The organism is Thioclava sp. SK-1 (assembly GCF_001705665.1).
Classification (GTDB): Bacteria; Pseudomonadota; Alphaproteobacteria; order Rhodobacterales; family Rhodobacteraceae; genus Thioclava.
This window is the reverse complement of record NZ_MDHA01000031.1, coordinates 18,100-42,967: the sequence shown is the minus strand read 5'-3', so window position 1 is coordinate 42,967 and position 24,868 is coordinate 18,100. Positions and strand designations below refer to the sequence as shown.

At 59.0% G+C, this 24,868-nt stretch carries 27 protein-coding genes; 24 read left to right on the top strand and 3 right to left on the bottom strand.

What is annotated here, in order from left to right; genetic code table 11:
- Positions 1-3 precede the first annotated feature (3 nt).
- From pxpB to BFP70_RS05900, 14 genes are all read left to right on the top strand, one after another.
- Positions 4-729, top strand: a complete 726-nt coding sequence (gene pxpB / locus BFP70_RS05965) for a 5-oxoprolinase subunit PxpB (RefSeq protein ID WP_066010459.1) — start codon at positions 4-6, stop codon at positions 727-729.
- Positions 726-1,709, top strand: a complete 984-nt coding sequence (locus tag BFP70_RS05960; RefSeq protein ID WP_066010458.1) for a biotin-dependent carboxyltransferase family protein — start codon at positions 726-728, stop codon at positions 1,707-1,709. The genes pxpB and BFP70_RS05960 overlap by 4 nt, the downstream gene beginning before the upstream one ends.
- Positions 1,706-2,350 (top strand): GntR family transcriptional regulator, encoded by a 645-nt coding sequence (locus tag BFP70_RS05955; protein ID WP_066010457.1) that lies wholly within the window; start codon positions 1,706-1,708, stop codon positions 2,348-2,350. Before BFP70_RS05960 ends, BFP70_RS05955 begins: the two co-directional genes overlap by 4 nt.
- Positions 2,347-3,300: a hydroxyacid dehydrogenase gene (locus BFP70_RS05950; protein ID WP_066010456.1), complete on the top strand. Its 954-nt coding sequence runs from the start codon at positions 2,347-2,349 to the stop codon at positions 3,298-3,300. The genes BFP70_RS05955 and BFP70_RS05950 overlap by 4 nt, the downstream gene beginning before the upstream one ends.
- On the top strand, positions 3,297-4,568 hold the full coding sequence (locus tag BFP70_RS05945) for a hydantoinase/carbamoylase family amidase (RefSeq protein WP_083217378.1): 1,272 nt from the start codon (positions 3,297-3,299) through the stop codon (positions 4,566-4,568). Before BFP70_RS05950 ends, BFP70_RS05945 begins: the two co-directional genes overlap by 4 nt.
- Positions 4,561-5,190: a GntR family transcriptional regulator gene (locus tag BFP70_RS05940; RefSeq protein WP_066010454.1), complete on the top strand. Its 630-nt coding sequence runs from the start codon at positions 4,561-4,563 to the stop codon at positions 5,188-5,190. Before BFP70_RS05945 ends, BFP70_RS05940 begins: the two co-directional genes overlap by 8 nt.
- A 35-nt stretch (positions 5,191-5,225) precedes the next feature.
- Entirely contained in the window at positions 5,226-6,389 is a 1,164-nt protein-coding gene (locus BFP70_RS05935) for a Xaa-Pro peptidase family protein (RefSeq protein ID WP_066010491.1), read from the top strand.
- Positions 6,390-6,515: 126 nt separating this feature from the next.
- Positions 6,516-7,847, top strand: coding sequence for an FAD-binding oxidoreductase (locus BFP70_RS05930; protein ID WP_066010453.1), 1,332 nt, complete (start codon positions 6,516-6,518; stop codon positions 7,845-7,847).
- A 26-nt stretch (positions 7,848-7,873) separates the two neighbouring features.
- Positions 7,874-8,611 (top strand): SDR family oxidoreductase, encoded by a 738-nt coding sequence (locus BFP70_RS05925; protein WP_141693116.1) that lies wholly within the window; start codon positions 7,874-7,876, stop codon positions 8,609-8,611.
- Between the two features lie 213 nt (positions 8,612-8,824).
- Positions 8,825-9,814, top strand: a complete 990-nt coding sequence (locus tag BFP70_RS05920; RefSeq protein ID WP_066010451.1) for a TRAP transporter substrate-binding protein — start codon at positions 8,825-8,827, stop codon at positions 9,812-9,814.
- 54 nt (positions 9,815-9,868) lie between these two features.
- Positions 9,869-10,375, top strand: coding sequence for a TRAP transporter small permease (locus tag BFP70_RS05915; RefSeq protein WP_176715502.1), 507 nt, complete (start codon positions 9,869-9,871; stop codon positions 10,373-10,375).
- Positions 10,372-11,673 (top strand): TRAP transporter large permease, encoded by a 1,302-nt coding sequence (locus BFP70_RS05910; RefSeq protein WP_066010449.1) that lies wholly within the window; start codon positions 10,372-10,374, stop codon positions 11,671-11,673. Before BFP70_RS05915 ends, BFP70_RS05910 begins: the two co-directional genes overlap by 4 nt.
- Before the next feature lie 28 nt (positions 11,674-11,701).
- Positions 11,702-12,673: an amidohydrolase family protein gene (locus BFP70_RS05905; RefSeq protein ID WP_066010448.1), complete on the top strand. Its 972-nt coding sequence runs from the start codon at positions 11,702-11,704 to the stop codon at positions 12,671-12,673.
- Positions 12,670-13,584, top strand: coding sequence for an alpha/beta hydrolase (locus BFP70_RS05900; RefSeq protein WP_066010447.1), 915 nt, complete (start codon positions 12,670-12,672; stop codon positions 13,582-13,584). The genes BFP70_RS05905 and BFP70_RS05900 overlap by 4 nt, the downstream gene beginning before the upstream one ends.
- On the opposite strand, the gene BFP70_RS05895 is transcribed toward BFP70_RS05900, so the two are convergent.
- Together BFP70_RS05895 and BFP70_RS05890 are read right to left on the bottom strand one after the other, a co-directional pair.
- On the bottom strand, positions 13,581-14,339 hold the full coding sequence (locus tag BFP70_RS05895; protein WP_066010446.1) for an IclR family transcriptional regulator: 759 nt from the start codon (positions 14,337-14,339) through the stop codon (positions 13,581-13,583). The two genes, BFP70_RS05900 and BFP70_RS05895, sit on opposite strands and share 4 nt — an antisense overlap.
- A gap of 21 nt (positions 14,340-14,360) precedes the next feature.
- Positions 14,361-15,122 (bottom strand): IclR family transcriptional regulator, encoded by a 762-nt coding sequence (locus BFP70_RS05890; RefSeq protein ID WP_066010445.1) that lies wholly within the window; start codon positions 15,120-15,122, stop codon positions 14,361-14,363.
- Between the two features lie 178 nt (positions 15,123-15,300).
- On the opposite strand from BFP70_RS05890, the gene BFP70_RS05885 reads away from it, so the two are divergent.
- From BFP70_RS05885 to BFP70_RS05840, 10 genes are all read left to right on the top strand, one after another.
- Positions 15,301-16,137 carry a cyclase family protein gene (locus BFP70_RS05885; protein ID WP_066010444.1) on the top strand — a complete coding sequence of 279 codons (837 nt, stop codon included), beginning with the start codon at positions 15,301-15,303 and terminating at the stop codon, positions 16,135-16,137.
- A 130-nt stretch (positions 16,138-16,267) separates the two neighbouring features.
- The gene (locus BFP70_RS05880) at positions 16,268-16,621 is read left to right on the top strand and encodes a cupin domain-containing protein (protein WP_066010443.1); all 354 of its coding nucleotides are present in this window, start codon (positions 16,268-16,270) and stop codon (positions 16,619-16,621) included.
- Positions 16,618-17,412, top strand: coding sequence for an SDR family NAD(P)-dependent oxidoreductase (locus BFP70_RS05875; protein WP_066010442.1), 795 nt, complete (start codon positions 16,618-16,620; stop codon positions 17,410-17,412). Before BFP70_RS05880 ends, BFP70_RS05875 begins: the two co-directional genes overlap by 4 nt.
- A 4-nt stretch (positions 17,413-17,416) precedes the next feature.
- Positions 17,417-18,340, top strand: a complete 924-nt coding sequence (locus BFP70_RS05870; protein ID WP_066010441.1) for a 3-hydroxyacyl-CoA dehydrogenase family protein — start codon at positions 17,417-17,419, stop codon at positions 18,338-18,340.
- 52 nt (positions 18,341-18,392) lie between these two features.
- Positions 18,393-19,658, top strand: coding sequence for an ABC transporter substrate-binding protein (locus BFP70_RS05865; protein ID WP_066010440.1), 1,266 nt, complete (start codon positions 18,393-18,395; stop codon positions 19,656-19,658).
- 58 nt (positions 19,659-19,716) lie between these two features.
- Entirely contained in the window at positions 19,717-20,445 is a 729-nt protein-coding gene (locus BFP70_RS05860) for an ABC transporter ATP-binding protein (protein ID WP_066010439.1), read from the top strand.
- Complete coding sequence (locus tag BFP70_RS05855; RefSeq protein WP_066010438.1) at positions 20,438-21,139, top strand: ABC transporter ATP-binding protein; 702 nt, start codon at positions 20,438-20,440, stop codon at positions 21,137-21,139. Before BFP70_RS05860 ends, BFP70_RS05855 begins: the two co-directional genes overlap by 8 nt.
- Before the next feature lie 3 nt (positions 21,140-21,142).
- Entirely contained in the window at positions 21,143-22,006 is an 864-nt protein-coding gene (locus BFP70_RS05850; protein WP_066010437.1) for a branched-chain amino acid ABC transporter permease, read from the top strand.
- A complete protein-coding gene (locus tag BFP70_RS05845) occupies positions 22,003-23,055 on the top strand; it encodes a branched-chain amino acid ABC transporter permease (RefSeq protein ID WP_255356618.1) in 1,053 nt (350 codons plus the stop codon). Before BFP70_RS05850 ends, BFP70_RS05845 begins: the two co-directional genes overlap by 4 nt.
- A 10-nt stretch (positions 23,056-23,065) precedes the next feature.
- Positions 23,066-23,995: a 3-keto-5-aminohexanoate cleavage protein gene (locus BFP70_RS05840; RefSeq protein WP_066010436.1), complete on the top strand. Its 930-nt coding sequence runs from the start codon at positions 23,066-23,068 to the stop codon at positions 23,993-23,995.
- A gap of 130 nt (positions 23,996-24,125) precedes the next feature.
- Here BFP70_RS05840 and deoC read toward each other — a convergent pair whose 3' ends face one another.
- Entirely contained in the window at positions 24,126-24,779 is a 654-nt protein-coding gene (gene deoC, locus BFP70_RS05835) for a deoxyribose-phosphate aldolase (RefSeq protein ID WP_066010435.1), read from the bottom strand.
- Positions 24,780-24,868 lie beyond the last annotated feature (89 nt).

Below are 24,868 nucleotides of genomic sequence, written 5' to 3'. Positions count from 1 at the left end.
GATATGCGCTTTCCTTACAGCTTCCTGCCCAGTGGCGATCAGACCCTGACGGTTGAATTCGGCACAGCGATTGATCCGCAGATCAATGACCGCGTTATCGCGCTTGCGGCGGATTTGGCGGATTATCCGATCGCTGGCGTGACCGAGATCACCCCGACATATCGCTCACTTCTTCTGCGCTATGATCCACACAATATCCGCGGCGCGGCGTTGGAGCGTGCGCTTGCCACCCGTATCGCGGGCCTAGGCGATGTCGCGGCGGCCGGTCGGGAATGGCGTGTGCCAATTTGCTATGGCGGCGCGGTGGGTCAAGACCTGCAAGACCTTGCGGACATGAAAGGGATGCCCGTGCAGCAGGTGATTGATCTGCATCTTAGCGCGCAATATCGGGTCTATATGATTGGATTTGCACCGGGGTTTGCCTATTTGGGCGGGTTGCCGCAGCCGCTGCACACGCCGCGTTTGGCAAAGCCACGGCAATTGATCCCTGAAGGTGCGGTGGGGATCGGTGGACAGCAGGCCAATATCAACTCTGTCGCCGGGCCGTCGGGCTGGCGTTTTATCGGTTGGACGCCGGTAAAACTGTTTGATCCCAAGCGGGCGCAGCCGTTTCTATTGGCGGCAGGTGACAGGCTGCGGTTTGCCCAGATCACTGCTGATGAGGGCGCGCAGCTGGCGGCACGCGCTGCCAATGGGGATCCGTTGATTGCGCCAACGGTGATGTCATGACCGGGTTGCGGATCGTGTCGCCGGGTCTGATGGTCACGGTGCAAGATGGCGGTCGTACGGGCCTGCGCGGCTATGGTGTTTCGGCGGCGGGGCCGATGGATGCGGGTGCGCATGCATTGGCCAATGTGCTGGTCGGCAATGACGCGGATGCCGCCGCGCTGGAATTCGCAGGCCACGGTGGTCAGATGGAAATGTTGCAAGATGCCCGGATCGCGGTCACGGGCGGCACTTGCGATGTTACGGTGAACGGCCAGCCGGTGCAGCCGGGGCAGGGCTATCATCTGGCGGCGGGATCTGTGCTTTGCATTGGGCAGTTGCGCGATGCCACATGGGGCTATATCGCAGTTGCAGGCGCGATTACGACGCCCCCTGTTCTGGGCGCGCGGGCGACGCATCTACGTTCGGGTCTGGGAGGGTATTTCGGGCGCAGTTTGCAGGCTGGCGATATATTGCCGATCGGGCCCGCGCCGGACGCCAGGTGCCGGCGCATCATCTATCCGCTGCGCGCGGCCACGCCGATGGCGCGTGGCCCTATTCGCGTTGTATTGGGCCCGCAAGACGACAGGTTCAGCCCGGATGTTTTGGACCAATTGACCGCCCAGCCCTTCACCGTGACTGCGCAGCGCGACCGTATGGCGATGGTGCTGGGCGGGGTGCAATTGCCGGCTAGCGGCGGGCATGACATCGTCTCGGACGGTTCCGTTCCGGGCTCTGTGCAGGTGCCGGGATCGGGAAATCCGCTGATCTTGATGGCAGAAAGCCAAACGACAGGTGGCTATCCGAAAATCGCAACCGTGATTGGGGCCGATCTGGGCCGTCTGGCGCAATTGCCATCTGGGGCGCAGTTCCATTTTGCCACGGTCTCGCGCGACATGGCAGAGGATCTGTGGCTGGCCCATTGTCGCCATCTGCGCAGTGTTCTTAACAATCTGGAGAACGCCTCAGATACGGTAATTGGGGGCAGTGGGGGCAGGGTATGAAGACGCTGGCACGCGAAGCCCATAGCGCGATCATTCAGATGATTTTCGACGGGCGATTGAAATCGGGCGATACGCTGGGGGAGGCCTCGTTGGGCAAGGTTTTGGGCATGTCGCGCACCCCTGTCCGCGAGGCGCTTAAACGGATTGAAAGCGAAGGGCTTGCCGCCCTTGAGGGACGGTTTTTACGCGTTCGGCAACTACAATTGCCTGAATTCGAAGAGATTTTCTTTCTGCGGTTAGAGCTGGAACCGGCTGGGGCCGCCGCGGCCGTTGGCACGCCAGATACGGTTCTGGACGCGTTAGAGGCAGATATTCAGGTGCTGATGGCCCGGTCTCCGGTGGATGAATCGCAGCAATGGCAAGTGGATACGAAATTTCATGATCTAATGGCGCAGGCGGGTGGAAATTCCACTATCGCCGCCGTCATTTCGGATCTACGCCAACGCACCTGCATCTTTGACCATTCTCAGGTGCCCGACCGGTTTCTGGCTGGCTGCGACGAGCATTTGCAGATCCTCGCCGCGATCCGGCGCGGGGATGGGGAGGGGGCGAAAGCCCTGATGACACAGCATTTATGCAATGCCCGCGATGCGGTTCTGGACTGCGTCGGTGATCTGCTGACAAAGGGAAATATACGATGAAATGTTTGATTGTTCAGCCGATCCATGCGGCAGGCCATGCCTTGCTGCGTGCCAATGGCATTGAGCCGGTGATGGCGCTGTCGCCCGATATGGCGCAGGTCGCGGCGCAGATCCCCGGTTGCGACGCGGTGATCACCCGCGATGCGGGCCTGTCGGCTAACGCTTTTGCGGTGGCAGATAAGCTGCGCGTGGTGGTTGTGCATGGTACCGGTCATAATGCGGTGGATAAGGCTGCGGCGAATGAACGTGGCGTGATGGTGGCCAATACGCCCGGCGTCAATGCACGTTCAGTCGCAGAGCTTTCGGTCGGCCTGGCGATTGCTGCAGCGCGCGGTGTGGTCGCTGGCGACACGGCCGAACGCAGCGGGCGGCCAGGCTTTCGCGATTCCGCAAGTTTTGTGGAACTGTCGGGGAAAACCGCACTGATCGTTGGCTGGGGGGCTATTGGCCGCGATGTCGGTCGGATGCTGGATGCAGCCTTTGGAATGCATGTGCTGGTCTACTCCCCCAATGCACCCGACACAGGCGCATTTGCACGCGTAGCGACCCTGAACGAAGGGCTGGCACAGGCCGATTTTGTGTCACTGCACACGCCGATGCGGCCCCAAACCCGGCATATGATCAACGCCACGACGCTGGCGCAGATGAAGCCCGGCGCAATCTTGGTCAACGTCGCCCGTGAAGGTCTGGTGGACGAAGCGGCCTTGGCACAGGCGCTGATATCGGGTCGTCTTGGTGGGGCTGCGCTGGATGTTTATGGCGCGGATGCGCCGACGGGTCCGCTGGGCGCGTGTGCCAACGTGATCTTCACCCCGCATCTGGGGGCAACCACCGAAGACGCATTGCGCAAAGTGGCGCAGGGGGCGGCGGGCCATGTGGTCACCGCGTTGGCGGGCCAGATACCACCGACCGCGCTTAATCCCGATGCATGGGGCGGAGCCACGGTATGAGCACGACACTTGATATCCTGCGTGACACGATCACCAGTTTCCTGACCGAGGTCAACGCGCTGTCCCTGCCCGGACCGGGCTGGACCCGACCTTCCTACAGCGATTTGGAATCGGCTGCGCATTCTATCGTTGAGCGGCGCGCGCTGGCGATGGGATTGCAGGTCAGCCGTGACAACGCAGGCAATTTATTCGCCAAGATGGCAGGGCGTAATCCCAAGGCAGTGCCAATCTATATTGGGTCGCATCTGGACACGGTGGCGCAGGGCGGTGCCTATGACGGGCAAGCGGGTGTCGCAGCGGCGCTGGCGCTGGTCGCAGGGTTGCGTGCACAAGGCATCACCCCCCAAAGCGATGTTATTATCACCGTAACACGGGCGGAAGAAAGCGTCTGGTTTCCGGTATCCTATGTCGGATCGCGATCGTTTCTGGGGCAAGTGACCCGTGATGAGATGGCGGCCAAGCGCAGCGACACAGGGCGCAGCCTTGCCGATCACATGCGTGAGGCCGGATTTGACCCCGAGGGGGTCTTGCAATCGCCACCACCCGCCCCGGCGAGGTTTATCGAATGCCATATTGAACAGGGACCGGTGCTGCATGAGGCGGACGAAAGCTATGCGATTGTGCGCGGCATCCGCGGTGGGCTGCGCTATCGTGCCGCGACAATCCACGGGGTTTGGGCGCATTCGGGCGGCGCGCCGCGCCCCAGCCGGGCCGATGCGGTGATGGCTTTCGCGGATCTGGCGATGGCGATGGACCAACATTGGGCAGGGATCTTGGCGCAGGGCGATGATCTGGCCGTCACCTTCGGGCGCGTCGATGCGGCCACAGCGGTGCATGCAATGGCCAAAGTACCCGGACAACTGGAATTTTGCCTTGATATGCGTTCAGACACCGTGGCGGTGCTGGAACGTGCCAATGGGGCCTTGATGCAAGAAATTGCGCGGATCGAAGCCGCGCGCCCCGGTATCCGTTTCGACCTTGGGGCCCAAAGCCGCAGCCAGCCCGCCACCCTATCCACGGCGATGCAAGATTTCGTTGCAAAAGGTGCGGATTTGCTGGGCCATGCCCCGCGGCGCATGGTGTCGGGCGGTGGGCATGACGCGGCTGCCTTTGCCGCCAACGGCTGGGAGTCGGTGCTGGTGTTTATCCGCAATTGGGATGGCAGCCATTGTCCGCAAGAGGGAATGAACCCGGAAGATCTGGTTCAGGCCACCTTGGCGATATTGGCGGCGGTAGGCCATGAGGCCGGTGAGGCCGCACATGAATGAAACCCTGTCGCAAAAAGCCTATACGCAAATCAAGCAAGATATTCTAGAAGGCCGCATCCGGTCTGATACGGTCTTGTCAGAACGCGGCTTGTCTCAGGCCATGCAGATTTCGCGCACGCCGCTGCGCTCCGCCCTGTCGCGACTGGAGCGGGAGGGCGTGGTGGATCGGCTGGGCAATGGCGCGCTGCATGTGCGCCCCGTCTCGGTCGAGCAACTGATGGAGATCATTCAACTGCGCATGGTGCTGGAATCGGCGGCAGCCGCCCGTGCCGCCCGCTTTGGGCTGACTTTTGCCTTGGCGGAACATGGCGCGGTGATGCGTCGATATGCTGATGGCCTAAGCACCACATTCGATGCGTTTTGGGCCGCTGATGATGCGTTTCATATTGCGGTGATTGACGCCGCGCAACTGCGGGTTTTGCCCGGGATTATTGCCGAACAACGCGCAACCGCGCGGCGCTGCACAATCACCCGAACACATGATAATTTTGCACAGCAGGCGCGTGAACATCTGGCCGTGCTTGATGCAATTGAGGCGCAAGAGCCCGACACTGCACAAGCAGCGATGGTTGCGCATTTCACCAATATCCGGCAGCGGTTTCTAAACTGGCTGACGCGTTGATATCGACCACGAAAGTTATAAGCATGCCAATTGACATGACAGGGCTGCGCGCCCTTCAGGGCCGCGATGCGGTGTTTCCACCTGATGAATTTGCCGATCGTCAGGCGCGTTTACGGGCCCGATTGGCGCAGAGCGGCGCGCAGGCGCTTATCTTGCTGGGACCAGAGAATATTTTTTGGGCCTGCGGGCGCCAGACAGCCGGGTATTTTGCGTTTCAGGCATTGGTGATCCCGGCCCGGGGTGAGCCGGTTTTGCTGCTGCGCACGTTGGAACATACCGGCGCGGTTAATTCCACATGGTTGGACGACATTCGCACCTATGGCGATGGGCAGGACCCAGCGCAGGCGCTGGGGCAGCTGGTGGCCGATTTAGGGCTGGCCTGCGTTGCGCTGGAACGTGCGGGCTGGTTTGTCAGCGCGGTGCAGATGGCGGCGTTAGAAGCCGCGCTGGCGGTGACGATCGTGGATGGCTCCGGCATGGTGGAACCGCTGCGCGCGGTGAAATCCACGCGTGAGTTGGCGGCCATCCGACGGGCGGCGGGCTATGCTCAGGCCGGGCTTGAGGCCGGGATCATGGCCTGTGGCGTGGGCGTCAGTGAAAATGACATTGCCGCCGCGATGATGGCGGCGGCAATTCGTGCAGGCTCCGAAGCCATGGCAATGGAGCCTTTGGTATCCTCCGGGCCGCGCAGTGGCGTGCCGCATGCGACATGGCGCAGGCGGGTCTTGCAGCCCGGCGATGGGGTGTTTTTGGAACTGGCAGCCAGCCATGACCGCTATCATGCGGCCTTGATGCGTTCGGTTTGGGTGGGGGATGTGCCACAGGAGGCGGCCCGGATGATGGATGTGGCCCAAAAGGCGTTGGAGGCGGCATTGGCTGTGATCAAACCTGGCAACCGCTGCGCCGATCCGCATAACGCGGCACTCGCTGTCATTGATGCGGCAGGGCAGGGGGACGCGTTTCGTAAAAGGATAGGCTATTCGATGGGCGCGGCCTTTGCGCCTGACTGGGGAGAGGGCGCGATCCTTTCGCTGTTTTCCGACCAAGACCGCCTGTTGGAACCCGGGATGGTGTTCCATCTGCCAGCGACATTGCGCAGTTTTGGCGCCTATACGGTAGGGGCGTCGGAAACGGTGATCGTCACGGAAACCGGGTGCGAGCCGCTGTCAGATCTGCCGCGCGCCATGACGATCTGTTAAGGCGCGATGTGCGCCGGCCACGGTTCGGGTCCGGCAGGAGGCGGGCAGATTGTCGTGCGGCTTGATTGGGGCTAAGATCTGCGCAAGGCCCCGGGGTGAAGTGGGCTATAATCGGGTGGCAGGCATATGAAATTATCGGGTTGGGGTCGGTATCCGCAGGTGGAGTGCACGCTGCATCACCCGCGTGACGCGCATGCGCTGCGCGATTTGGTTACGCAAGCAGGGGCGGAGGCGCCGGTGATCGCGCGCGGAAATGGCCGCGCCTATGGCGATGCTGCGCTGGCACCGACAGGCACGGTGTCGATGTGCGCGATGGATCAGATGATCCATTTTGACGCTCAGACGGGCGTGTTACAGGCGCAGGCCGGGGTGCTGTTGGCTGATGTGATCTCGGCCTTTTTGCCGCGCGGTTGGTTCCCTATGGTGACACCGGGCACCCGGTTTGTCACGCTGGGCGGGATGGCAGCGGCAGATGTGCATGGTAAAAATCATCATATCGACGGGTCGTTTCGCAGCTGTGTCGTGTGGCTGGACCTGATGCGCCCTGATGGCAGCACCGTCCGTGTGACCCCTGACAAGACACCAGACCTGTTTGACCGCACGCTGGGCGGGATGGGGCTGACCGGTGTGATCTTACAGCTGTGCATCCGTTTGACCCGAGTGGAAACCGGCTGGATCCATCAGCATACCATTGACGCGCCAAATCTGGATGCGGCCATGGCAGCGTTTGAGGATAATCCCGATGCAACCTACTCTGTCGCGTGGATCGATTGTTTGGCCAAAGGCGCGGCGCTGGGGCGATCCTTGGTGATGCTGGGCGAACACGCGACACTGGCGCAACTGCCTGCCAATTTGCGCCGCCGCCCGCTGCAGTTGCCGCCCAAACCGCGCAAGGCCATTCGCATGACCTTTCCGATGTGCGCGTTGAACCGGTGGTCAGTAAAGGCGTTCAACGCGCTATACTATTGGAAAAGCAGACGTAAAACGAACAGCTTTGTTGATTGGGAAAGCTATTTCTACCCGCTGGACGCGGTTTTGGGCTGGAACCGAATTTATGGCCGCAAAGGCTTTGTGCAATTCCAATGTGTATTGCCGCTTGATCGTTCTGCAGATGGGATGCGGGCTTTGCTAAGTGAAATTTCCGCTGCGGGGCAGGGGTCTTTTCTGGCGGTGCTGAAACGGTTTGGCGCACAAGACAGCGCGTTCTCTTTCCCGACCGAGGGCTATACATTGGCGCTGGATTTTCCTGCCACACCGGCCTGTCTGGCGCTGTTGACACGATTGGAGCCGATTGTCGCGGATCATGGTGGCCGGTTCTATCTGGCCAAGGATGCGGTGCTTAGCGCACAGCGCCTGCGTGAGACGGACGGGCGCGCGAAAGGGTTTGCCGATACCCGTTTGGCACAGGGCGAGGCCGGAGTTTTCAGCTCTGCGCAATCTGCGCGGCTGAAACTGTAACCCATTTCTGCACAAGGATTTCGATCATGAGCAAAGAAGCCGTTTTGATTTTGGGCGCGCGGTCTGACATTGGCTTTGCCGTTGCGCGGCGCTTTGCGCAGGCCGGGCATGCGATCCAGTTGGCGCTGCGCGATGCGCAGGGCTTTGAAGATCATCGCCGGGATTTGGAACTGCGCAGCAATGTGGGCGTGACATTGCATGAATTCGATGTGCTGGACAGCGCCGGAATTGAACCGTTTCTGGATAGCTTGCCCGAGCTGCCGATCGTTGTGGTCTGCGCCGTTGGCACGATGAATGAACAGGGCCGCAGCGAGCAAGAACCCGATCTTGCCAGCCTTGATATGCGGTCCAATTTTGAAGGCCCGGCCTTGGTGCTGGGCGCTATTGCGAACCGGTTTGAAACCCGAGGACGCGGAACCATTGTTGGCATTTCCTCGGTTGCGGGGGATCGGGGCCGGGCGACCAACTATATTTATGGCGCGGCCAAGGCGGGGTTCAGCGCGTTTTTATCAGGCCTTCGCAATCGGTTAACGGGCACTGGTGTGCATGTGATCACGGTCAAGCCGGGTTTTGTGGCAACGCGGATGACCGATGGGTTGGACCTGCCAGAAAAATTAACCGCCGCCCCGTCAGAGCTGGGAGAGGCGATTTTTTCCGCCGTCCAAAAAGGGCGCAACGTGATCTATGTCCGGCGGGTGTGGTGGTTGGTGATGACCATCATCTGTGCCATTCCCGAAGCCATTTTCAAAAAACTGCGGATCTGACCCCAGCCTCCTGCACAGAAGTGGGGCAGCCACGGTCCAGCCTATGTTACAGTTTGATCAGCAGTTCTGATTGGCGGCATCGCAGCCTGCCAGCGATGGTCGCATGTGCGGCTTTGCCGTCGAATTCAGCCTAAAACGCTTGACCGCCCTGCGATACAGGTGCACCATATAGTGGTATCGGGAGTGGAGGCCCGGTTTGGGAGGATCAGAATCATGAAAATGCTAATCGGCGGCCTTTGTGCGGCCTATCTTACTATATCTGCGGCACAGGCAGAGACCGTTCTAAAAGTGTCCAGTTACTTACCGCCAAAACATACTTTCACCGAAGCTGTCACCCAATGGGGCGCGGATCTGAGCGCGGCTACCAATGGGGAGCTGCGCGTTGAGGTCTATCCTGCCGGGCAGCTTGGGCCGGTGAACCGCCAGTTTGATCTTGTGTCATCGGGGGCGGTGGATGCGGCGATCATCTTGCATTCGGCAACGCCGGGACGTTTCCCGCTCAGCTCGCTTGCGGGGGCGCCGTTCAGCCACCCGGCAGCGGGTGACAGCAGCGCCATCACATCGCGCCGTTTTACCGAGCTTGCGCCGGAACTGGCAGGCGAACATCCCCGGACCAAAATCTTGTGGATGGGGGTGACACCGCCGTTGAAGATCAACCTGGCCAAGACAGATCCCACCGATCTGGCCGCGTTGAAAGGTCAAAGAATGCGCTACGCCGGAGAGGTCTTTCAGCAGGTGCTTGATAAAATGGGTGCCGTCCCGATGCCGGTGCCCCCTGCCGAAACCGCTGAATCCCTGGCCAAAGGCATCGTTGATGGTGCGCTATTCCCATATGAGGCGGTGATGGCCTTCGATCTGGGGCCAGAGCTGAATTACAGCCTGGAGCCGGGGCTGGCCTCTGTGACATTTGCGTTTGTGATGAACCAGCGCAGTTTTGACGGGCTGACCCCGGAACAACAGGCTGCTGTGGTTGAGACAACAGGCCCAGAGCGGGCCGCTGCATTCGGTGCGCAATGGGACGCAAACGAACAGAAGGGCCGTAGCTATCTTGTTGATGCCAATAAGGTCACGATCGTCAGCATGAACGATGCGCAACAAGCCCAGATGAAAACGCTGGTGACGCCGATCATCGATGCGCAGATCGACGCCGCACAGGCAAAGGGCCAACCTGCCCGTGCATTCTATGATGCCTATGTAAAATAAATGCTGTGCCGGGAACACCCGGCGCAGCATCGCACTCTGGTAGGGGAGGCCATGATGCGCATTGGATTTTTGAATTTGGCGCGACGGATTACCGATCTGTTCTTGCTGATCTCGCAAGGGGCGCTGTTATGCATGATGCTGGTGATTGTCGCGGATGTCATCATGCGCACTGCCATGGGTGCGCCGATACGTGGAACCTATGATATCGTTGGGATTTTGCTGTGCATTTCTGCGCTGTTTGCAGTGGGTCATGTGATTTTGTCCAACCAGGCCGTAGTGATTGATCTGATTGATATGGTTGTTCCGGCGCGTGGGGCGCGGGGGCTGGCACGCATCTGGTCATTGGTTGGCGTTGTGGCCTTGGCTGGGATTGTTGCGGCAATGCTTGGCCCGCTGACCGAAGCCAGACTGTATGGTGATCGCTCATTAGAGCTGGGTCTACCGCTTTGGATCGTCTGGGTGATCGCGGTAATTGGTATGACGGGCGCGGTCTTGGCGGCATTGGCCGCGATATTTGCACCATTGCCGGGCCATGCCGCGCTGGAGGAGAGCGGCGAATGACCGACGCATCCCTTGGCCTGACTTTACTGGGTATCATGTTCGTGCTGATGATCTTGCGCATGCCAGTGTGGCTGGCGCTGACATTATGTGGCATTGGCGGCAATTTCATCCTTTCTGGGCCGTTCGCTGCCAAACTATTGGCGGCCTCTGCCCCGTTCGATCAGGTCACAAATTACAACCTGTCCGTTGTTCCGCTGTTCATTTTGATGGGGGAGGTCGCCACTTCCTCTCGTCTGTCAGCCGAGCTGTTCCAGGCCGCCAGGACGATCTTTTCCGGGCTGCGCGGCGGTTTGGCGATTGCCAGTATCGGCGCGTCTGGCGCCTTTGGCACGGTCTGCGGGTCCTCGGTTGCCACCGCAGCAACAATGACCCGGATTTCCATCCCTGAAATGCGCAAGGCAGGCTATGCGGATGGGTTCTCCACCGCGTCCATTGCGGCGGGTGGCACGCTGGGCATCTTGATCCCGCCGTCAATCATTTTGGTGATCTACTCCGCGATTGCAGAGCAGTCCTTGCGCAAACTCTTTGCCGCAGCCTTCGTGCCCGGCATTTTGTTGGCGATGTTCTATATCATCGTGGCGCTGGTCGTGGCGGCGCGCAGCCAAGGCCGTGTACCGGCGGATCCCGCGGCCAGCTTGGGCCAACGCGCACGCGCCCTGATCGGGCCGTGGCAGTTCCTGCTGCTGTTCGGCGTAACGATCGGTGGGATTTACAGCGGTATCTTCAGCCCAAACGAGGCCGCAGCGATTGGTTCTTTTGGCGCCATCGTGTTGGGGTTTATCACCAAACGGCTGACCCGCGCGGGGCTGGGCCTTGCGCTGCGTTCAACTGCTGTGACCTCTGCTATGTTGTTTTTGATCATCATCGGCGCGACAATGTTGGCCAATTTCGTGGTGCAGACGCGGTTGCCCGATATGTTGATCGCCACGGCCACCGAAATCGGGCTGGGCCCGATTATGGTGATGGCGCTGATCTTGGTGCTGTATCTGATTCTGGGCTGCTTTTTGGAAGGGATTGGCATGGTGCTGATCACCGTTCCGGTCTTTTTGCCCGTTGTCACTGGCTTCGGGTTTGACCCGGTCTGGTTTGGCGTCATCGTGGTAATTGTCGTCGAAATCGGGCTGATCAGCCCGCCTGTTGGAATGAATATATTCGTTATTCAGGCGCAATTCCCTGATTTCAAACTGATCGAGATCTATCGCGGTATTGTGCCGTTCCTATTGGCTCCGTTCATCTTGATCATCGCGCTGTTCCTTGCGCCGCAAATCGCATTGTGGCTGCCAACAGCCCTGTATTGACCTTATTTCCATATCAAAGGAGTCCGTCATGACACCGAAAATTGCCCTTGAAGAACATTTCATGCATCCTGATTTTGTCGAATATTTTGGGACAACGGCCACCAATATTTCACCTGCTTTATTCGGTAAGGCGAAAGAGGCTCTGGCGGATTTTGGGGATCGCCGTATTGCCGCGATGGATAAGATTGGCGTCGAAACCTCGGTCCTGTCTTTGGCCGGCCCCGGCGTGCAGGCGGAAAAACAGGTTGCTGTGGCTGTAAAACGCGCGGCGCAGGTGAATGATTTCCTGGCACAAAAGATACAAGATCAGCCGCGCTACGGAGGGTTCGCGCATTTGGCGATGCAAGACCCGCGTGCCGCCGCAGATGAGTTGGAACGCTGCGTGCGCGATCTGGGTATGCAAGGCGCGATGATCAATGGCCAGACCGGCGGCACCTATCTGGATGATGATCGCTTTGCGCCATTTTGGGAGCGTGTATCGGATTTGGCCGTGCCGGTTTATATTCATCCCAATAATCCGCCAGAGCGCGTGCATATGTATGCCGATCACCCAGAGCTGTTTGGCCCGGTGTGGTCATGGACCGTGGAAACCGCAACCCATGCTTTGCGATTGCTGTTTGCAGGCACGTTCGATCGCTATCCCAATGCGCAACTGATCCTTGGCCACCTGGGCGAAACGCTGCCCTATCTGATGTGGCGCCTGGACAGTCGATGGGAGATCAGTAACCGCGGCGATATGCGGTTGAAATTGCCACCATCAGAGTATTTTAGGCGCAATATCTCTGTCACCACATCAGGCATGTGCGCCGATGCGCCGCTGCGCTGTGCGGTGGATATGATGGGTGCGGACCGGGTGATGTTCGCAGTGGATTACCCGTTTGAACGCCCCGAAGAGGCCGGCGATTGGATCGAGGCCGCGCCGCTGTCCGCAGAAGAACGTGATTTGATCTGTCATAAGAACGCCCGCAGCCTGCTTAAATTACGCGAGCTTGCACTATGATCACAGCGGTTCTTTGGGCGTTATGTCTGGCGCTGATCGGGGGTGATGCCTTTGCCGCGCCGCCTGATAATCTGCGCAAGGCGCTGGACGAAATCGGCCAACAGTTTGACCGGCAAACCATCGGCGCGACAGTCGCGCTGTATAAACCGCTTCATACAAGCGCCGTGCCGGATCTGGCCGATCAAAGCTATGGTGCGGATGCGCGCCATCGGTTGGATGTATTCCGTGGCCCGCCGGGTGCACCGATTGTGGTGTTCGCTCATGGTGGCGGCTTTGTGCGGGGCGATAAATCCGACGTCGCACATATTGGCCGTTGGCTGGCCGATCAGGGGATGACCGCGATCACATGGAATTATCGATTGGCCCCTGATGCGGTGTGGCCATCGGGGATTGAGGATCAGCAGGCCGTGCTGGATTGGATCGCGGCCAACCCCGATTTGCACCGGAGCGATCGGTATCGGATCGTTTTGATGGGGAACTCGGCCGGGTCTGCGCATGTCGCGGATTGGGTATTTGATCCCAACAGAGCGCATGATTTCGGGGTGATCGGCGCAGCCCTGCTGTCGCCTCCGGCGCTGGATCTGACCGACCACCCGCTGGATCCCGCCCGCGATGCATTGTATTTTCCGTCGGATCAGCTGCAGTCGGCCTCTGCTATGGCGCATCTGGCTGTTTCGGACATGCCTATCTTTCTGGGGATCGGGGAATATGACCTGCCTCTGGTCGAACGCCAAAGTGCTGCGTTGATCACACAAATGATGGAGGTGCGCGGGCATCCCCCCATCATCGCAACGGCGATGGGGCACAATCATATTTCACTGGTAGAGCATCTGGGAACGCAAGATCACAGCTTTGGCGATGATCTGATCGACTTCGTGACCGTCACCGCCAAACGCCGCCTGAATCCTTAACGATCCATCATGCGCTGAACCGCAATGGAAGTGCGCCGCAGGGCCTGCTCGACGGCGCTGCGGCGTTCGTCAAACCGTGTGACCGGGATCGGTACGGAAATTGCATGCAGATCACCGGTCCAGTCGCGAAAGCCGATGCCGATGGCCGCGATCCCTTCGGTATGGTCTTCGCGATCATATGCCAGCCCGGTTTCGCGAATATCTGACAATTCCGACAGAAGCGATTCCAGATCGTGGGATTGACCGCGCCGCGCCCATTCCGCCTGAATCAATGCTAGGGCGCGATCAGATGGCAGCAAGGCAAGGCAGGCCTTGCCATTCGCAGTGGTGGTCAGTGGAAATACCTCCCCGACCGAGGACACGGTGCGCAGCCGATGGGTGCCCGGCACCTGATCCAGAAAAATCATCCCGGCCCCGCGTAGCACTGATAAATCCGCAGTTTCATTGGTATCTTGTGTCAGCTCCGTCAACAGCAGACGGCAGCTTTCAACAATATTATAGCGCGCTGCCTCGGCAAAGCTTTGCATTTCTGGTCCGATCCGCAATCCGCCACCCTGCATCGCGGAAATCACCATCCGCTCTTCTTGCAAGGCGCCCACGATCCGCTGCACGGTGGAACGCGGCAATTGCGCAGCCTCTGCGATCTGGCCAAGGCTCATCCCGCCCTGAGCATTGCGCAGCACCCGCAAGATCGTCGCCGCGCGGGCGATTACCTGAATGCCGCCTTTGCTGTCATCCTTGACCATATCATTCATCGTGCCGCCTCCCGGTTCGTCTTAATTGTGTTTAGTGGAATTCAGCAGCCGTTCAACAGTTGCGCGCGCTAACAGCAATTCACGTTCGACAACGGGGCGCAACCGGTCATAGCGCGACCGGGGCACCGGCACGGAAATCGAATAGACATCGCCATGCCGGTCGCGAAACGCGATCCCAACGGCGCAGATCCCATCTGTGTGATCGTCCAGATCATGGGCAATGCCGCTGGCACGGGTGTCGCGCAGTTCTGCAAATAGACGCTGCACCTGACCGGGCCGGGTCAATTGACCAGAGGCGCGCAGCAGACGCAGCAACATATGTTCATCCAACAAGGCCAGCGCCGCACGACCATTGGCGCTGCGTGTCAGCGGAAAGACCTCTCCGATCGGGGTCACTGTGCGCAACCGATGCGGGCCGGGGATCTGGTCCAGCAAGATCATTCCATCTTCGCGCAAAACGGACAGATCAACGGTTTCCGCCGTGGAATGGGCAAGGTCTTGTAAAACGATCCGCAGCTCTGCCACGATGTCATAGCGCGATGCCTCGGCCAGGGCGCGCATCTCTGGGCCCAATACGATACCACCATTGATAGAGGACCAGGCGACCATCCCTTCGGATTGCAGGGCGCGAATGAGTCGCTGCACCGTGGAACGTGGTAAATCCAACTTCATCGCGATTTGCCCCAGGCTCAGCCCGCCCGGCGCATCACGGATCACCCTTAAAACCGCCGCGGCACGGCGTATCACCTTGATACCATGTTGTTTATCAGAGATATCTGGCATTTTCCTTAGCCTTTTTCAGCACGGCAATCCCACGGTTGTAGCCCACTATGTGATACAATAAAACCGCATAGTGGAAATTTGTTGACTGCATTACGATACAGCCATACCGTCAGGTGGTATCGGTTATGACCGAGACGCAGATCGCGCCGCAAAGGAGCCGCGTGTCAGGGAGGACATCATGATAAAGATCCGCGGGATCGAATTTGAGGAAAACACCTCAAACTCGATGGGTATCGAATTTTACAATCTGAGCCACCGTTTCGGGTATCAAAACCCGAACTGGCCGTATTTTCAGGACACGCAAATTGAGCGGATCCACTATATGGCCAAATCCGGTGTGCTAAGCCAACGCATCACCACAACGATGCATGCCACCACCCATATTGACGCCCCAGCGCATGTGGTGGCGGGAACGCCATTTATCGATGAAGTGCCTTTGCCGCATTTCTTCGGCAGCGGTTTGGTCGTGTCGTTGCCGAAAAAGAAATGGGAGCCAATCACCGGTGAGGATTTGGAAAAAGCCTGTGGCCACGCGATCCGCCCGGGCGATGTGTTGATCGTCAACACAGGCTGGCATCACGATTACGAAGACGGCGATTACTTTGCTTATTGCCCGGGGTTTGTTGCCTCGGCCGGGGAATGGATGGTCAAGAAGGGCATTAAGGTTGTCGGACATGACACCCAGGCCAATGACCATCCGCTGGCCACCGCTATTGGACCGCAGCGCAACGGCCCGCTGCTGCCCCATCTTGCAGAAGAATATAAGGAATGGTCCGGTGGTCGGGATTGGAAAGATGACTTCCCGGATTGGGAGCCGGTCCATAACATACTGTTTAAGAATGGTATTTTGGGAATTGAAAACGTTGGCGGCGATCTGGACGCGGTTACGGGAAAACGCTGCACTTTCGCATTCTTCCCGTGGAATTGGGATCGCGGTGATGGCTGCATCATCCGCTTGGTCGCGATGATCGACAAGGGCCAGCAATATCGGATCGAAGCTGGGGAGAGCTTCTGACCTGACATTCTTCCGACCGGGGCGGGTGTTGGTGCAACTCTGCCCGTGCCGGTTGGCTTGGGGCCGCCGTATTACGTGGCACATGCGGCGGCCCGTTTTGCAACATTGGCGGACTCCAGGGGAGGGGACGATGCTTACCAAACGTTTTCAACAGGCGCAGCCCTATGAGGCGCCCAACCATTACGGCTGCTCGGGTTTGCGGCTTCAAGGGTTTGAACCCGGTGGACCCAACAACCAATGGGTTGGGTTTTCACAATTTCTACCCGGCGGTGGTGCCGGGCCAGACGCGACCCCGTTTGAAAAAGTCTATGTCGTGCTGGACGGGGAAATGACCGTCGAAACACAGACGGAAACCGTCGTGCTGGGCCGCTATGACAGCTGCACGATTGCGCCCAATGAAATTCGTACGATCACCAACCGCAGCAATCATGGCTGCACCATGTTGGTTGTCATTCCCTACCCTCCAAAGGAGCCAAGCGCATGAGCGTGATGCAACCGCTAGAAATGTTTGATGTTGCTGGAAAAGTGGCGCTGATTACGGGTGCATCGGGGGCCTTTGGTATGGTCGCGGCGCGGGTTTTGGCCGGGGCGGGATGCCGTCTGGTGCTGGCGGCGGGCAATGCCGATGCATTGGCAGAAATCGCGCAGGACTGTCGTGATGGCGGTGCCGATGTGACCGAGGTCAACAGCCGCCCGGCGGATGAGACGGCCTGCAAGACGCTGGTGGATGCGGCCGTCGCGGCCTATGGGCGGCTGGATATTCTGGTTGTGGCCTCTGGCATGAATAAAGTCGCCAAGATTGATGAAATGGACCCGGGCGCCTTTGGGCAGGTGATGGATGCCAATGTCACGCAAAGCTGGCTGTTGGCGCGCGCCGCCACGGTACAGATGAAGGCACAGGGCCAGGGCGGAAAGATCGTCCTTGTGTCCTCGGCGCGGGGATTGCTGGGCCATCCGGCAGGCTACACCGCCTATTGCGCGTCAAAGGCCGCGGTGGATGGCATCACCAAGGCGCTGGGATGTGAATTGGGTCCGGTGGGTATCACAGTGAATGCAATCGCGCCAACGGTATTCCGATCACCTCTCACCGCGTGGATGTTTGAAGATACACAGCAGGCCAAGTCGGTGCGCGATGGCTTTTTGACCCGGGTGCCCAAGGGCCGTCTGGGCGAGCCAGAGGATCTGGCCGGGCCATTGTTGTTCTTGTCGTCCAAGGCATCGGATTTCTACACCGGGCATATTCTGTATGCCGACGGTGGTTATACGGCGGGATAAGCAGATGAGCATTCACACCATATCTGTCATTGGAGCCGGGCTGATGGGGCATGGCATCGCCTTGACGATGGCGCGGGCAGGCTTTGCGGTGATCGTCACCGACCCGGTGCCGGCCGCGCTGGACAGTTTGGCACAGCGGGTGCGTGCCAGCCTGCAGGCCATGGGTTGTAGCGATGTCGTTGATGAAACGCTGGGCCGTATTTCAACGGCAGTCAATGTGGCCAGTGCTGTTTCCAATGCCGATCTGGTGTTTGAAGCTGCGCCAGAAAAGCTGGATCTTAAACGGCAGATTTTCGCGGAAATTGAGGCCCACGCACCCAAAGATGCGATATTGGCCAGCAATACATCGGTGATGCCCATCACGCAGATCATGGCGGCGCTGTCACATAAGTCGCGGGCGCTGGGAACGCATTGGTGGAACCCTGCGCATATGATCCCGCTGGTCGAGGTGATCTCAACCCAATGGACCGACCCGGATGTGGCAGATGCTGTCGCCAAGGTTCTGGAGCTGGCGGGAAAATCCCCGGTGAAGGTTGCGCGGGATGTGCCGGGCTTTATTGGCAATCGGCTGCAACATGCCCTGTGGCGCGAGGCAGTGAGCCTTGTGGAGAACGGGATTTGCGACGCTGAGGGCGTGGACACGGTGGTCAAACAAAGCTTTGGCCGTCGGCTGGCGGTTCTGGGACCGTTAGAGAATGCTGATTTGGTCGGAACGGATCTGACCTTGGATATTCACAACACGGTTCTGGCGGATCTGGAGGCGCGGCCTGGCCCGTCGCCCTATCTTGAAAATCTGGTGGCGCAGGGGCGTTTGGGCATGAAAACGGGCCAAGGGTTTCGCGATTGGACCGAAGACACTGCACAGGCCACTCGCGACCGCGTCGCCACGCACCTAACCCGGCTGGAAGGGATTTTACCCAAAGCCTAAGGCCGAACGAAGGCGCCACCAGCCCGTAGCTCATCGAATTTGGGAGGATAAGATGACACCAACACGCAGATGTTTCTTGACCACAGTCACAGCCGCGCTTGCGGCCCCTGCGATTTTGCGCACGACCCGTGCCTATGCCGCCAATCCGGTGCTGCGCGTCGGTCATGTCAGTCCGCGCACCGGACCGCTGGCAGGTTTTGCCGAGGCCGATGACTATATCCTTGAGGCGGTCAACGCCAAGTTTTCGGCAGGGATTGAAAACAACGGGAAGCGGTGGCAGATCGAAGTGATCTCGAAGGACAGTCAATCCAATCCCAACCGTGCTGCCGAAGTCGCAAGTGAACTGATCTTATCCGACGAGGTGGACCTGATCGTCGCGGCGTCGACGCCGGACACGGTCAACCCTGTCGCCGATCAAGCCGAGCTGAATGAGGTGCCCTGCATCACGACTGACTGCCCATGGCAGCCGTATTATTTTGGCCGTGGCGCGACGCCGGATCAGGGCTTTGATTACACCTATCATTTCTTCTGGGGGCTAGAGGATGTGATCGCCGCCTTCTTGGATATGTGGGGGCAAACCGGGGTTGCCAAAACTGTTGGCGGATTGTTCCCCAATGACGCCGATGGCAATGCCTGGGGGGATGCGGAAATGGGCTTGCCCAAGCCGCTTGCTGCGGCTGGATATGATCTGATCGACCCGGGTCGTTATCAGCCAATGTCGGATGATTTCAGCAATCAGATCAATGCGTTCAAAGAAGCCGGGTGTCAGATTGTCACGGGCAATATGATCCCACCTGATTTTGGCACCTTCTGGTCACAGGCGGCACAACAAGGGTTTCAGCCCAAGATCGTGACAATTGGCAAGGCGCTGCTGTTTCCCTCTGTGATCGAAGCATTGGGAGAACGTGGCATCGGCCTGTCTTCTGAAGTGTGGTGGAGCCCGCATCACCCCTTTGCGTCATCACTGACGGCGGCAAGCGCGGCGGATTTGGCGCATGGCTATACGCAGGCCACGGGCCGGCCCTGGACCCAACCGATAGGGTTCAAACATGCGCTGTTTGAGGTGGTGGCCGATGTTGTTGCCCGGTCTGAGGATCCGCAGGATTACGAGGCGAACCTGGCGGCGATCCGGTCCACGGATATGAACACGATTGTGGGGCCGGTGAATTTCTCCGCAGGCCCGGTGAAGAACGTCACCAAAACGCCGCTGGTTGCGGGGCAGTGGCAAAAAGACGGGGATGGGATCGCGCTGGAAATCGTGGCCAATGGCGCCGCGCCGGTGATCCCAACGACGGCTAAGCTGGCCGAATTGGCGTGATGCCCATTTGGCGCGCGCATGACGTGCACGCCAGATCCGCGCCACAGGGGGAATAACGATGGCGACAGTTTTGGAACTTGACGGAGTAAGCAAGGCTTTCGGCGCGGTGACCGTGGCCGATGGCCAAACGTGGCGGCTGAAACAAGGCGAGGCCCTTGGCGTTCTGGGCCCCAATGGCGCGGGCAAGACATCAATGTTCAATCTGGTGACTGGCACGCTGGCAGCAGATGCCGGGGTGATACGCTTTGGTGGGCACGACATCACCAAATGGTCGGCAGCGCGGCGGTGCCGGGCCGGAATCGCGCGCAGTTTTCAGGTGCCGCAGCCCTTTGGCCACATGACCGTTTATGAAAATACATTGGTGGCTGCGACCCAAGGGGCGGGCCTGTCGGGACATGCCGCGCAGTCCTTATGTCTGGATGTCCTGGCGCAAACCGGGCTGCTGTCGCGGGCGAATGCGCGGGCCGGCGGGCTGACGCTATTGAACCGCAAACGGCTAGAGCTGGCGCGGGCCATGTGTGCAAAGCCCAAGCTGCTGTTGTTGGATGAAATTGCAGGCGGGCTGACCGACAACGAATGCCATGCGCTGATCGAAACCATTCAGGCGATCCGCAAAACCGGGGTTTCCATCGTATGGATTGAACATGTGGTTCATGCACTTTTGGCCGTGGTTGACCGCCTGATCGTGATTGATTTCGGAAAGCTGATCGCCGCCGGCGAGCCGCATAAGATCATGAACAGCCCCGAAGTACGCGAGATCTATCTGGGGATGGATGCCGATGTATGATTTCCTGACTATCACCGCATTAAACGCCCATTATGGGGATTTTCAGGCGCTATATGACCTAAACCTGTCCATCGCCCCGTCCGAGGTGGTTGCAATCATCGGTGCCAATGGGGCGGGAAAATCGACATTGATGCGCTCTATTTCCGGGTTGATGCGCAATGACGCGACCGCGATCCGCTGGAAGGGGCGGGATATCGGCCATTTGCGCGCTGATCAGGTCGCGGGGCTGGGCATCGCCTTGGTGCCAGAGGGGCGGCAATTGTTCCCCTCGCTCTCGGTCGAGGAAAATCTGCGGATTGGTGGCCAGACCGGGCGAAGGGGGCCGTGGTCTTTGGCGCGCGTCTATCAGTTGTTCCCGATCTTGCATGAGCGGCGGCGACAGCCCTCGACGTCGCTGTCAGGGGGGCAGCAGCAAATGGTCGCCATTGGTCGCGCCTTAATGGCCAACCCAGAGCTGATCATGTTTGACGAAATTTCATTGGGGCTGGCGCCGGTTGTGATCCGCCAGATCTATGACGCGCTGCCCGGGATCGTGGGCGAAGGCATGGCGGCGATGATTGTTGAGCAAGATATCACTAAGGCGCTGTCTGTCTCGACCCGCGCCTATTGCCTGCAAGAAGGGCGCGTGTCGCTGGAAGGCGGTTCAAACGACATTTCGCGCGAAGATATTTCCCGCGCTTATTTCGGAGTGTAGCGGATGGATTGGATCAATGTTCTGATACAGGGCATCTTGCTGGGCGGGTTATATGCGCTGTTCGCCGCCGGATTGTCGTTGATTTTTGGTGTGATGCGGCTGGTCAATATCGCCCATGGCGATCTGATGGTCGGGGCCGCATATCTGGGGCTGACGACCTGCGCGACGCTGGGTGTGACGCCTTTGGTGTCGTTGTTATTGGTGGTGCCGGCTATGGCGGGCATCGGCTATGCGTTACAGCGGGTGGTATTGAACCGGGTGATGGGCGAGGACATCTTGCCGCCGCTTCTGGTGACATTTGGCCTGTCGGTGATTTTGCAAAACACACTTTTATTGGGCTACTCTGCGGATCCGCAAAAACTGTCGACCAAGGTGTTAGACACGGCCAGCGTTGCAGTGGGGCCATTTAATCTGGGTTGGCTTCCGGTTTTGACCTTTGCGGTGGCGGTTGCACTTATCTGGGCGCTGCAATGGATGTTTTACCGCACCGCGCTTGGCCGCGCGTTCCGGGCCACGTCGGACAATCAGGATATTGCGCAGTTGATGGGGCTGAACCGGGCACATGTGTTTGGGTTGGCGATGGCACTGGCCTTGGCGGTGACGGCGGTGGCGGGCATCTTTTTGGGGATGCGCACAGCGTTTGATCCTTCGGTCGGGGGCACGCGCCTGATCTTTGGCTTCGAAGCGGTGATCATCGGCGGGCTTGGCAATCTATGGGGTACGTTGGCGGGCGGTATCCTTTTGGGCGTGGCACAGGCCGTTGGGTCAAAGATTGATCCGGGCTGGCAGGTGTTGGCCGGGCATGTGGTGTTCTTGGCCATTCTGGCTGTCCGTCCCAAAGGCTTTTTCCCGAGGATCGAAGCATGAGCGACATGACCAAACACGCAGCCTTGCGACCAATGCGCCCAGCCGGATTGAGCGTGAGCCGCGCCAGCCGGGCCTCTACCATAACGATGGTTCTATGTGTGGTCATTGTGCTGGGTTTGGTCGCCGCGCCCTGGTGGGCGGGACGGGCAGATCTGCGGCTGATGGGCGAGATGTTCCTATATCTGTCGCTGGCGGTTTTGTGGAACCTTTTGGCGGGCTACGCCGGGTTGGTTTCGGTCGGACAGCAGGCCTTCGTGGGCTTTGGCGGCTATATGCTGTTTGCGCTGACGATGTTGTGGGGGGTGCCGCCCTTGGCCGCTATCGCGCTGTCAGGGGTGATTGGGGCGGTGGTGGCCATGCCGGTGGCGGCTTTGATCTTTCGTTTGCGTGGTGCCTATTTCGCAATTGGCACATGGGTGGTGGCGGAGGTCTTTCGGCTGGTGGCCGCACAGATCGGCGCGCTTGGCGGTGGCTCTGGCACATCGCTGTCTCCGCAGATCGTCAAAGCGCTGGCCGATGGCCGCGCCGCGCGGGAGGCGCTGACATTTTGGCTGGCATTGACGCTCGCCGTTGGAGTGATTGCGGCGGTGTTTTGGTTGCTGCGCTCCCGTCACGGGCTGGCGCTGACGGCCATTCGCGACAATGAGTTAGCGTCAAAATCTCTGGGCATCGATATCTGGCGGACCAAATTCCTGACCTATGTCGTGGTCGGAGGCCTGACCACGCTGACCGGATCGCTGATCTTTTTACAAAAAATCCGGATCTCGCCCGAGGCTGCCTTTAGCGCGAATGATTGGACGGCCTTTGTGATCTTTATCGTGGTGATCGGCGGTATCGGCACATTGGAGGGGCCAATCCTTGGCACGCTGATCTTTTTCGCGCTGCGCGAAACGCTGGCCGATCTGGGCACGATTTATCTGATTATCCTGGGGGTTTTGGCCATTGCCATTATGGTGCGCGCGCCGCGTGGGCTGTGGGGGCTGGTGTCTGAAAAAACCGGGGTGGACCTGTTCCCGCTGTCGCGCCGGGTGCGCGGGCTGGATCGTTAAGGAGACCATCATGGCAAAGCAAAAAACGATTATTTCCTGTGCAATCACTGGCGCAATCCATACGCCCACAATGTCAGACGCACTGCCATACCGGCCTGATGATATCGCGCAACAGGCGATTGAGGCAGCGCAAGCGGGGGCGGCAATCTTGCATCTGCATACGCGTGATCCTGAGACAGGTAAGGTGAATATCGCGCCGGAAAACTTCCGCCCGTTCTTGCCGAAGATCAAGGCGGCAACGGATGCGGTGATCAATATCTCGACCGGGGGATCTTTGCTGAACACGATTGAAGAGCGGATCGGACCTGCCCTGACCTTTAGCCCCGAAATGTGTTCGATGAATATGGGATCGATGAATTTTTCATTTCATCCACTAGCGAAACGCTACACAGAGTGGAAATTCGACTGGGAGGAGGAATACGTCAAAAATTCTGACAGCTATATCTTTCGCAATACATTCGCAGATATCGAAAATGCGGCGCGGCAATTGGCTCCGCATGACATCAAATTTGAACATGAATGCTATGATGTCGGGCATTTGTATAATTTGAAATTCTGCATGGATATTGGCCTGTTCAAAGCGCCGATTTTTATTCAGTTCATCTTTGGTATCTTGGGGGGGATTGGCGCGGATGTGGACAATCTGGTGTTCATGAAGCGGACAGCGGATAAGCTGTTTGGAACACAATATCGGTGGTCCGTTCTTGGGGCTGGCAATGCGCAGATGGGATTAGCATCCACCGCGCAGCAGATGTCGGGCCATGTGCGGGTCGGGCTGGAGGACAGTTTGTTCATCCGCCGCGGGCAATTGGCACAAAGCAATGCGCAGCAGGTGGCAAAGATCCGCCGCATTGTTGAGGATCTGGGCGCAGAGGTGGCCACACCAGATGAGGCACGCGAAATATTAGGGCTGAAAGGTGCAGATAAAGTGGCGTTTTGAAGGGTCTTAACGCAATGGCGTGCCCTGGGACACGGGCACAAGGCTGTGCAGTGCCTCGGGCGGGGCTTGCCCGCCGCTCGGCACTGCACGGTGGCCCTGCGGGGCCACCCGCGGCGGGTGGCATCTGTCGCTAGATTGTGGTGATCGCGATGCTTTTGGACGCACCGATGCGGGTAGCGCCTGCGGCGATCATTGCCAAAGCATCTGAACGGGTGGCGATCCCGCCGGAAGCTTTGACCCCGATATCCGGTCCTACGGTGCGCGCCATTAGCGCCACGGCATCAATGGTTGCGCCGCCCGAGGAAAATCCGGTGGAGGTTTTCACGAAATCAGCCCCGGCTTCAACCGACAGCCGGCACGCGGTTTCAATCTGCGCCGGTGTCAGCAGGCAGGTTTCAAAGATCACTTTCAGGCAGTGATCGCCGCAGGCTTTTTTGACGGCGGCGATGTCATCGCGCACGGTGTCATGGTTGCCAGCAATAAGATCCCCAACCGAAAGGACCATATCAATTTCGCGCGCGCCATGGGCGATGGCCCATTCGGTTTCCAGCACTTTGACGCAGGTGGGGGATGCCCCAAGAGGAAATCCGACAACTGTGCAGGTCAGAACCTGGGTTCCACGCAATGCGGCGGCGCAATAGGGCACATGGATCGCCGTGACACAGACGGATTTGAAACCATGCGCACGGGCCTGATCACACAAAGCGGCAATCTGGTCTGGTGTTGCGTCCGGGCGCAGCAATGTGTGGTCAATCAAGGCAGCGATGCTGGTATCGGTGGTCATGGTCAGTCCTTTTGCTATCCCGGAGGCGGGCATATCAGCGCGGCTGCACACGATCCTACCCGACAATCTGTCCTTTGGACAGTAAAGTG

Excerpts from the sequence above, each read along its gene's own strand:
- pxpB (WP_066010459.1), top strand. The coding sequence starts at position 4 with ATGCGCTTTCCTTACAGCTTCCTGCCCAGTGGCGATCAGACCCTGACG.
- BFP70_RS05960 (WP_066010458.1), top strand. The coding sequence starts at position 726 with ATGACCGGGTTGCGGATCGTGTCGCCGGGTCTGATGGTCACGGTGCAA.
- BFP70_RS05955 (WP_066010457.1), top strand. The coding sequence starts at position 1,706 with ATGAAGACGCTGGCACGCGAAGCCCATAGCGCGATCATTCAGATGATT.
- BFP70_RS05950 (WP_066010456.1), top strand. The coding sequence starts at position 2,347 with ATGAAATGTTTGATTGTTCAGCCGATCCATGCGGCAGGCCATGCCTTG.
- BFP70_RS05945 (WP_083217378.1), top strand. The coding sequence starts at position 3,297 with ATGAGCACGACACTTGATATCCTGCGTGACACGATCACCAGTTTCCTG.
- BFP70_RS05940 (WP_066010454.1), top strand. The coding sequence starts at position 4,561 with ATGAATGAAACCCTGTCGCAAAAAGCCTATACGCAAATCAAGCAAGAT.
- BFP70_RS05935 (WP_066010491.1), top strand. The coding sequence starts at position 5,226 with ATGACAGGGCTGCGCGCCCTTCAGGGCCGCGATGCGGTGTTTCCACCT.
- BFP70_RS05930 (WP_066010453.1), top strand. The coding sequence starts at position 6,516 with ATGAAATTATCGGGTTGGGGTCGGTATCCGCAGGTGGAGTGCACGCTG.
- BFP70_RS05925 (WP_141693116.1), top strand. The coding sequence starts at position 7,874 with ATGAGCAAAGAAGCCGTTTTGATTTTGGGCGCGCGGTCTGACATTGGC.
- BFP70_RS05920 (WP_066010451.1), top strand. The coding sequence starts at position 8,825 with ATGAAAATGCTAATCGGCGGCCTTTGTGCGGCCTATCTTACTATATCT.
- BFP70_RS05915 (WP_176715502.1), top strand. The coding sequence starts at position 9,869 with ATGCGCATTGGATTTTTGAATTTGGCGCGACGGATTACCGATCTGTTC.
- BFP70_RS05910 (WP_066010449.1), top strand. The coding sequence starts at position 10,372 with ATGACCGACGCATCCCTTGGCCTGACTTTACTGGGTATCATGTTCGTG.
- BFP70_RS05905 (WP_066010448.1), top strand. The coding sequence starts at position 11,702 with ATGACACCGAAAATTGCCCTTGAAGAACATTTCATGCATCCTGATTTT.
- BFP70_RS05900 (WP_066010447.1), top strand. The coding sequence starts at position 12,670 with ATGATCACAGCGGTTCTTTGGGCGTTATGTCTGGCGCTGATCGGGGGT.
- BFP70_RS05895 (WP_066010446.1), bottom strand. The coding sequence starts at position 14,339 with ATGAATGATATGGTCAAGGATGACAGCAAAGGCGGCATTCAGGTAATC.
- BFP70_RS05890 (WP_066010445.1), bottom strand. The coding sequence starts at position 15,122 with ATGCCAGATATCTCTGATAAACAACATGGTATCAAGGTGATACGCCGT.
- BFP70_RS05885 (WP_066010444.1), top strand. The coding sequence starts at position 15,301 with ATGATAAAGATCCGCGGGATCGAATTTGAGGAAAACACCTCAAACTCG.
- BFP70_RS05880 (WP_066010443.1), top strand. The coding sequence starts at position 16,268 with ATGCTTACCAAACGTTTTCAACAGGCGCAGCCCTATGAGGCGCCCAAC.
- BFP70_RS05875 (WP_066010442.1), top strand. The coding sequence starts at position 16,618 with ATGAGCGTGATGCAACCGCTAGAAATGTTTGATGTTGCTGGAAAAGTG.
- BFP70_RS05870 (WP_066010441.1), top strand. The coding sequence starts at position 17,417 with ATGAGCATTCACACCATATCTGTCATTGGAGCCGGGCTGATGGGGCAT.
- BFP70_RS05865 (WP_066010440.1), top strand. The coding sequence starts at position 18,393 with ATGACACCAACACGCAGATGTTTCTTGACCACAGTCACAGCCGCGCTT.
- BFP70_RS05860 (WP_066010439.1), top strand. The coding sequence starts at position 19,717 with ATGGCGACAGTTTTGGAACTTGACGGAGTAAGCAAGGCTTTCGGCGCG.
- BFP70_RS05855 (WP_066010438.1), top strand. The coding sequence starts at position 20,438 with ATGTATGATTTCCTGACTATCACCGCATTAAACGCCCATTATGGGGAT.
- BFP70_RS05850 (WP_066010437.1), top strand. The coding sequence starts at position 21,143 with ATGGATTGGATCAATGTTCTGATACAGGGCATCTTGCTGGGCGGGTTA.
- BFP70_RS05845 (WP_255356618.1), top strand. The coding sequence starts at position 22,003 with ATGAGCGACATGACCAAACACGCAGCCTTGCGACCAATGCGCCCAGCC.
- BFP70_RS05840 (WP_066010436.1), top strand. The coding sequence starts at position 23,066 with ATGGCAAAGCAAAAAACGATTATTTCCTGTGCAATCACTGGCGCAATC.
- deoC (WP_066010435.1), bottom strand. The coding sequence starts at position 24,779 with ATGACCACCGATACCAGCATCGCTGCCTTGATTGACCACACATTGCTG.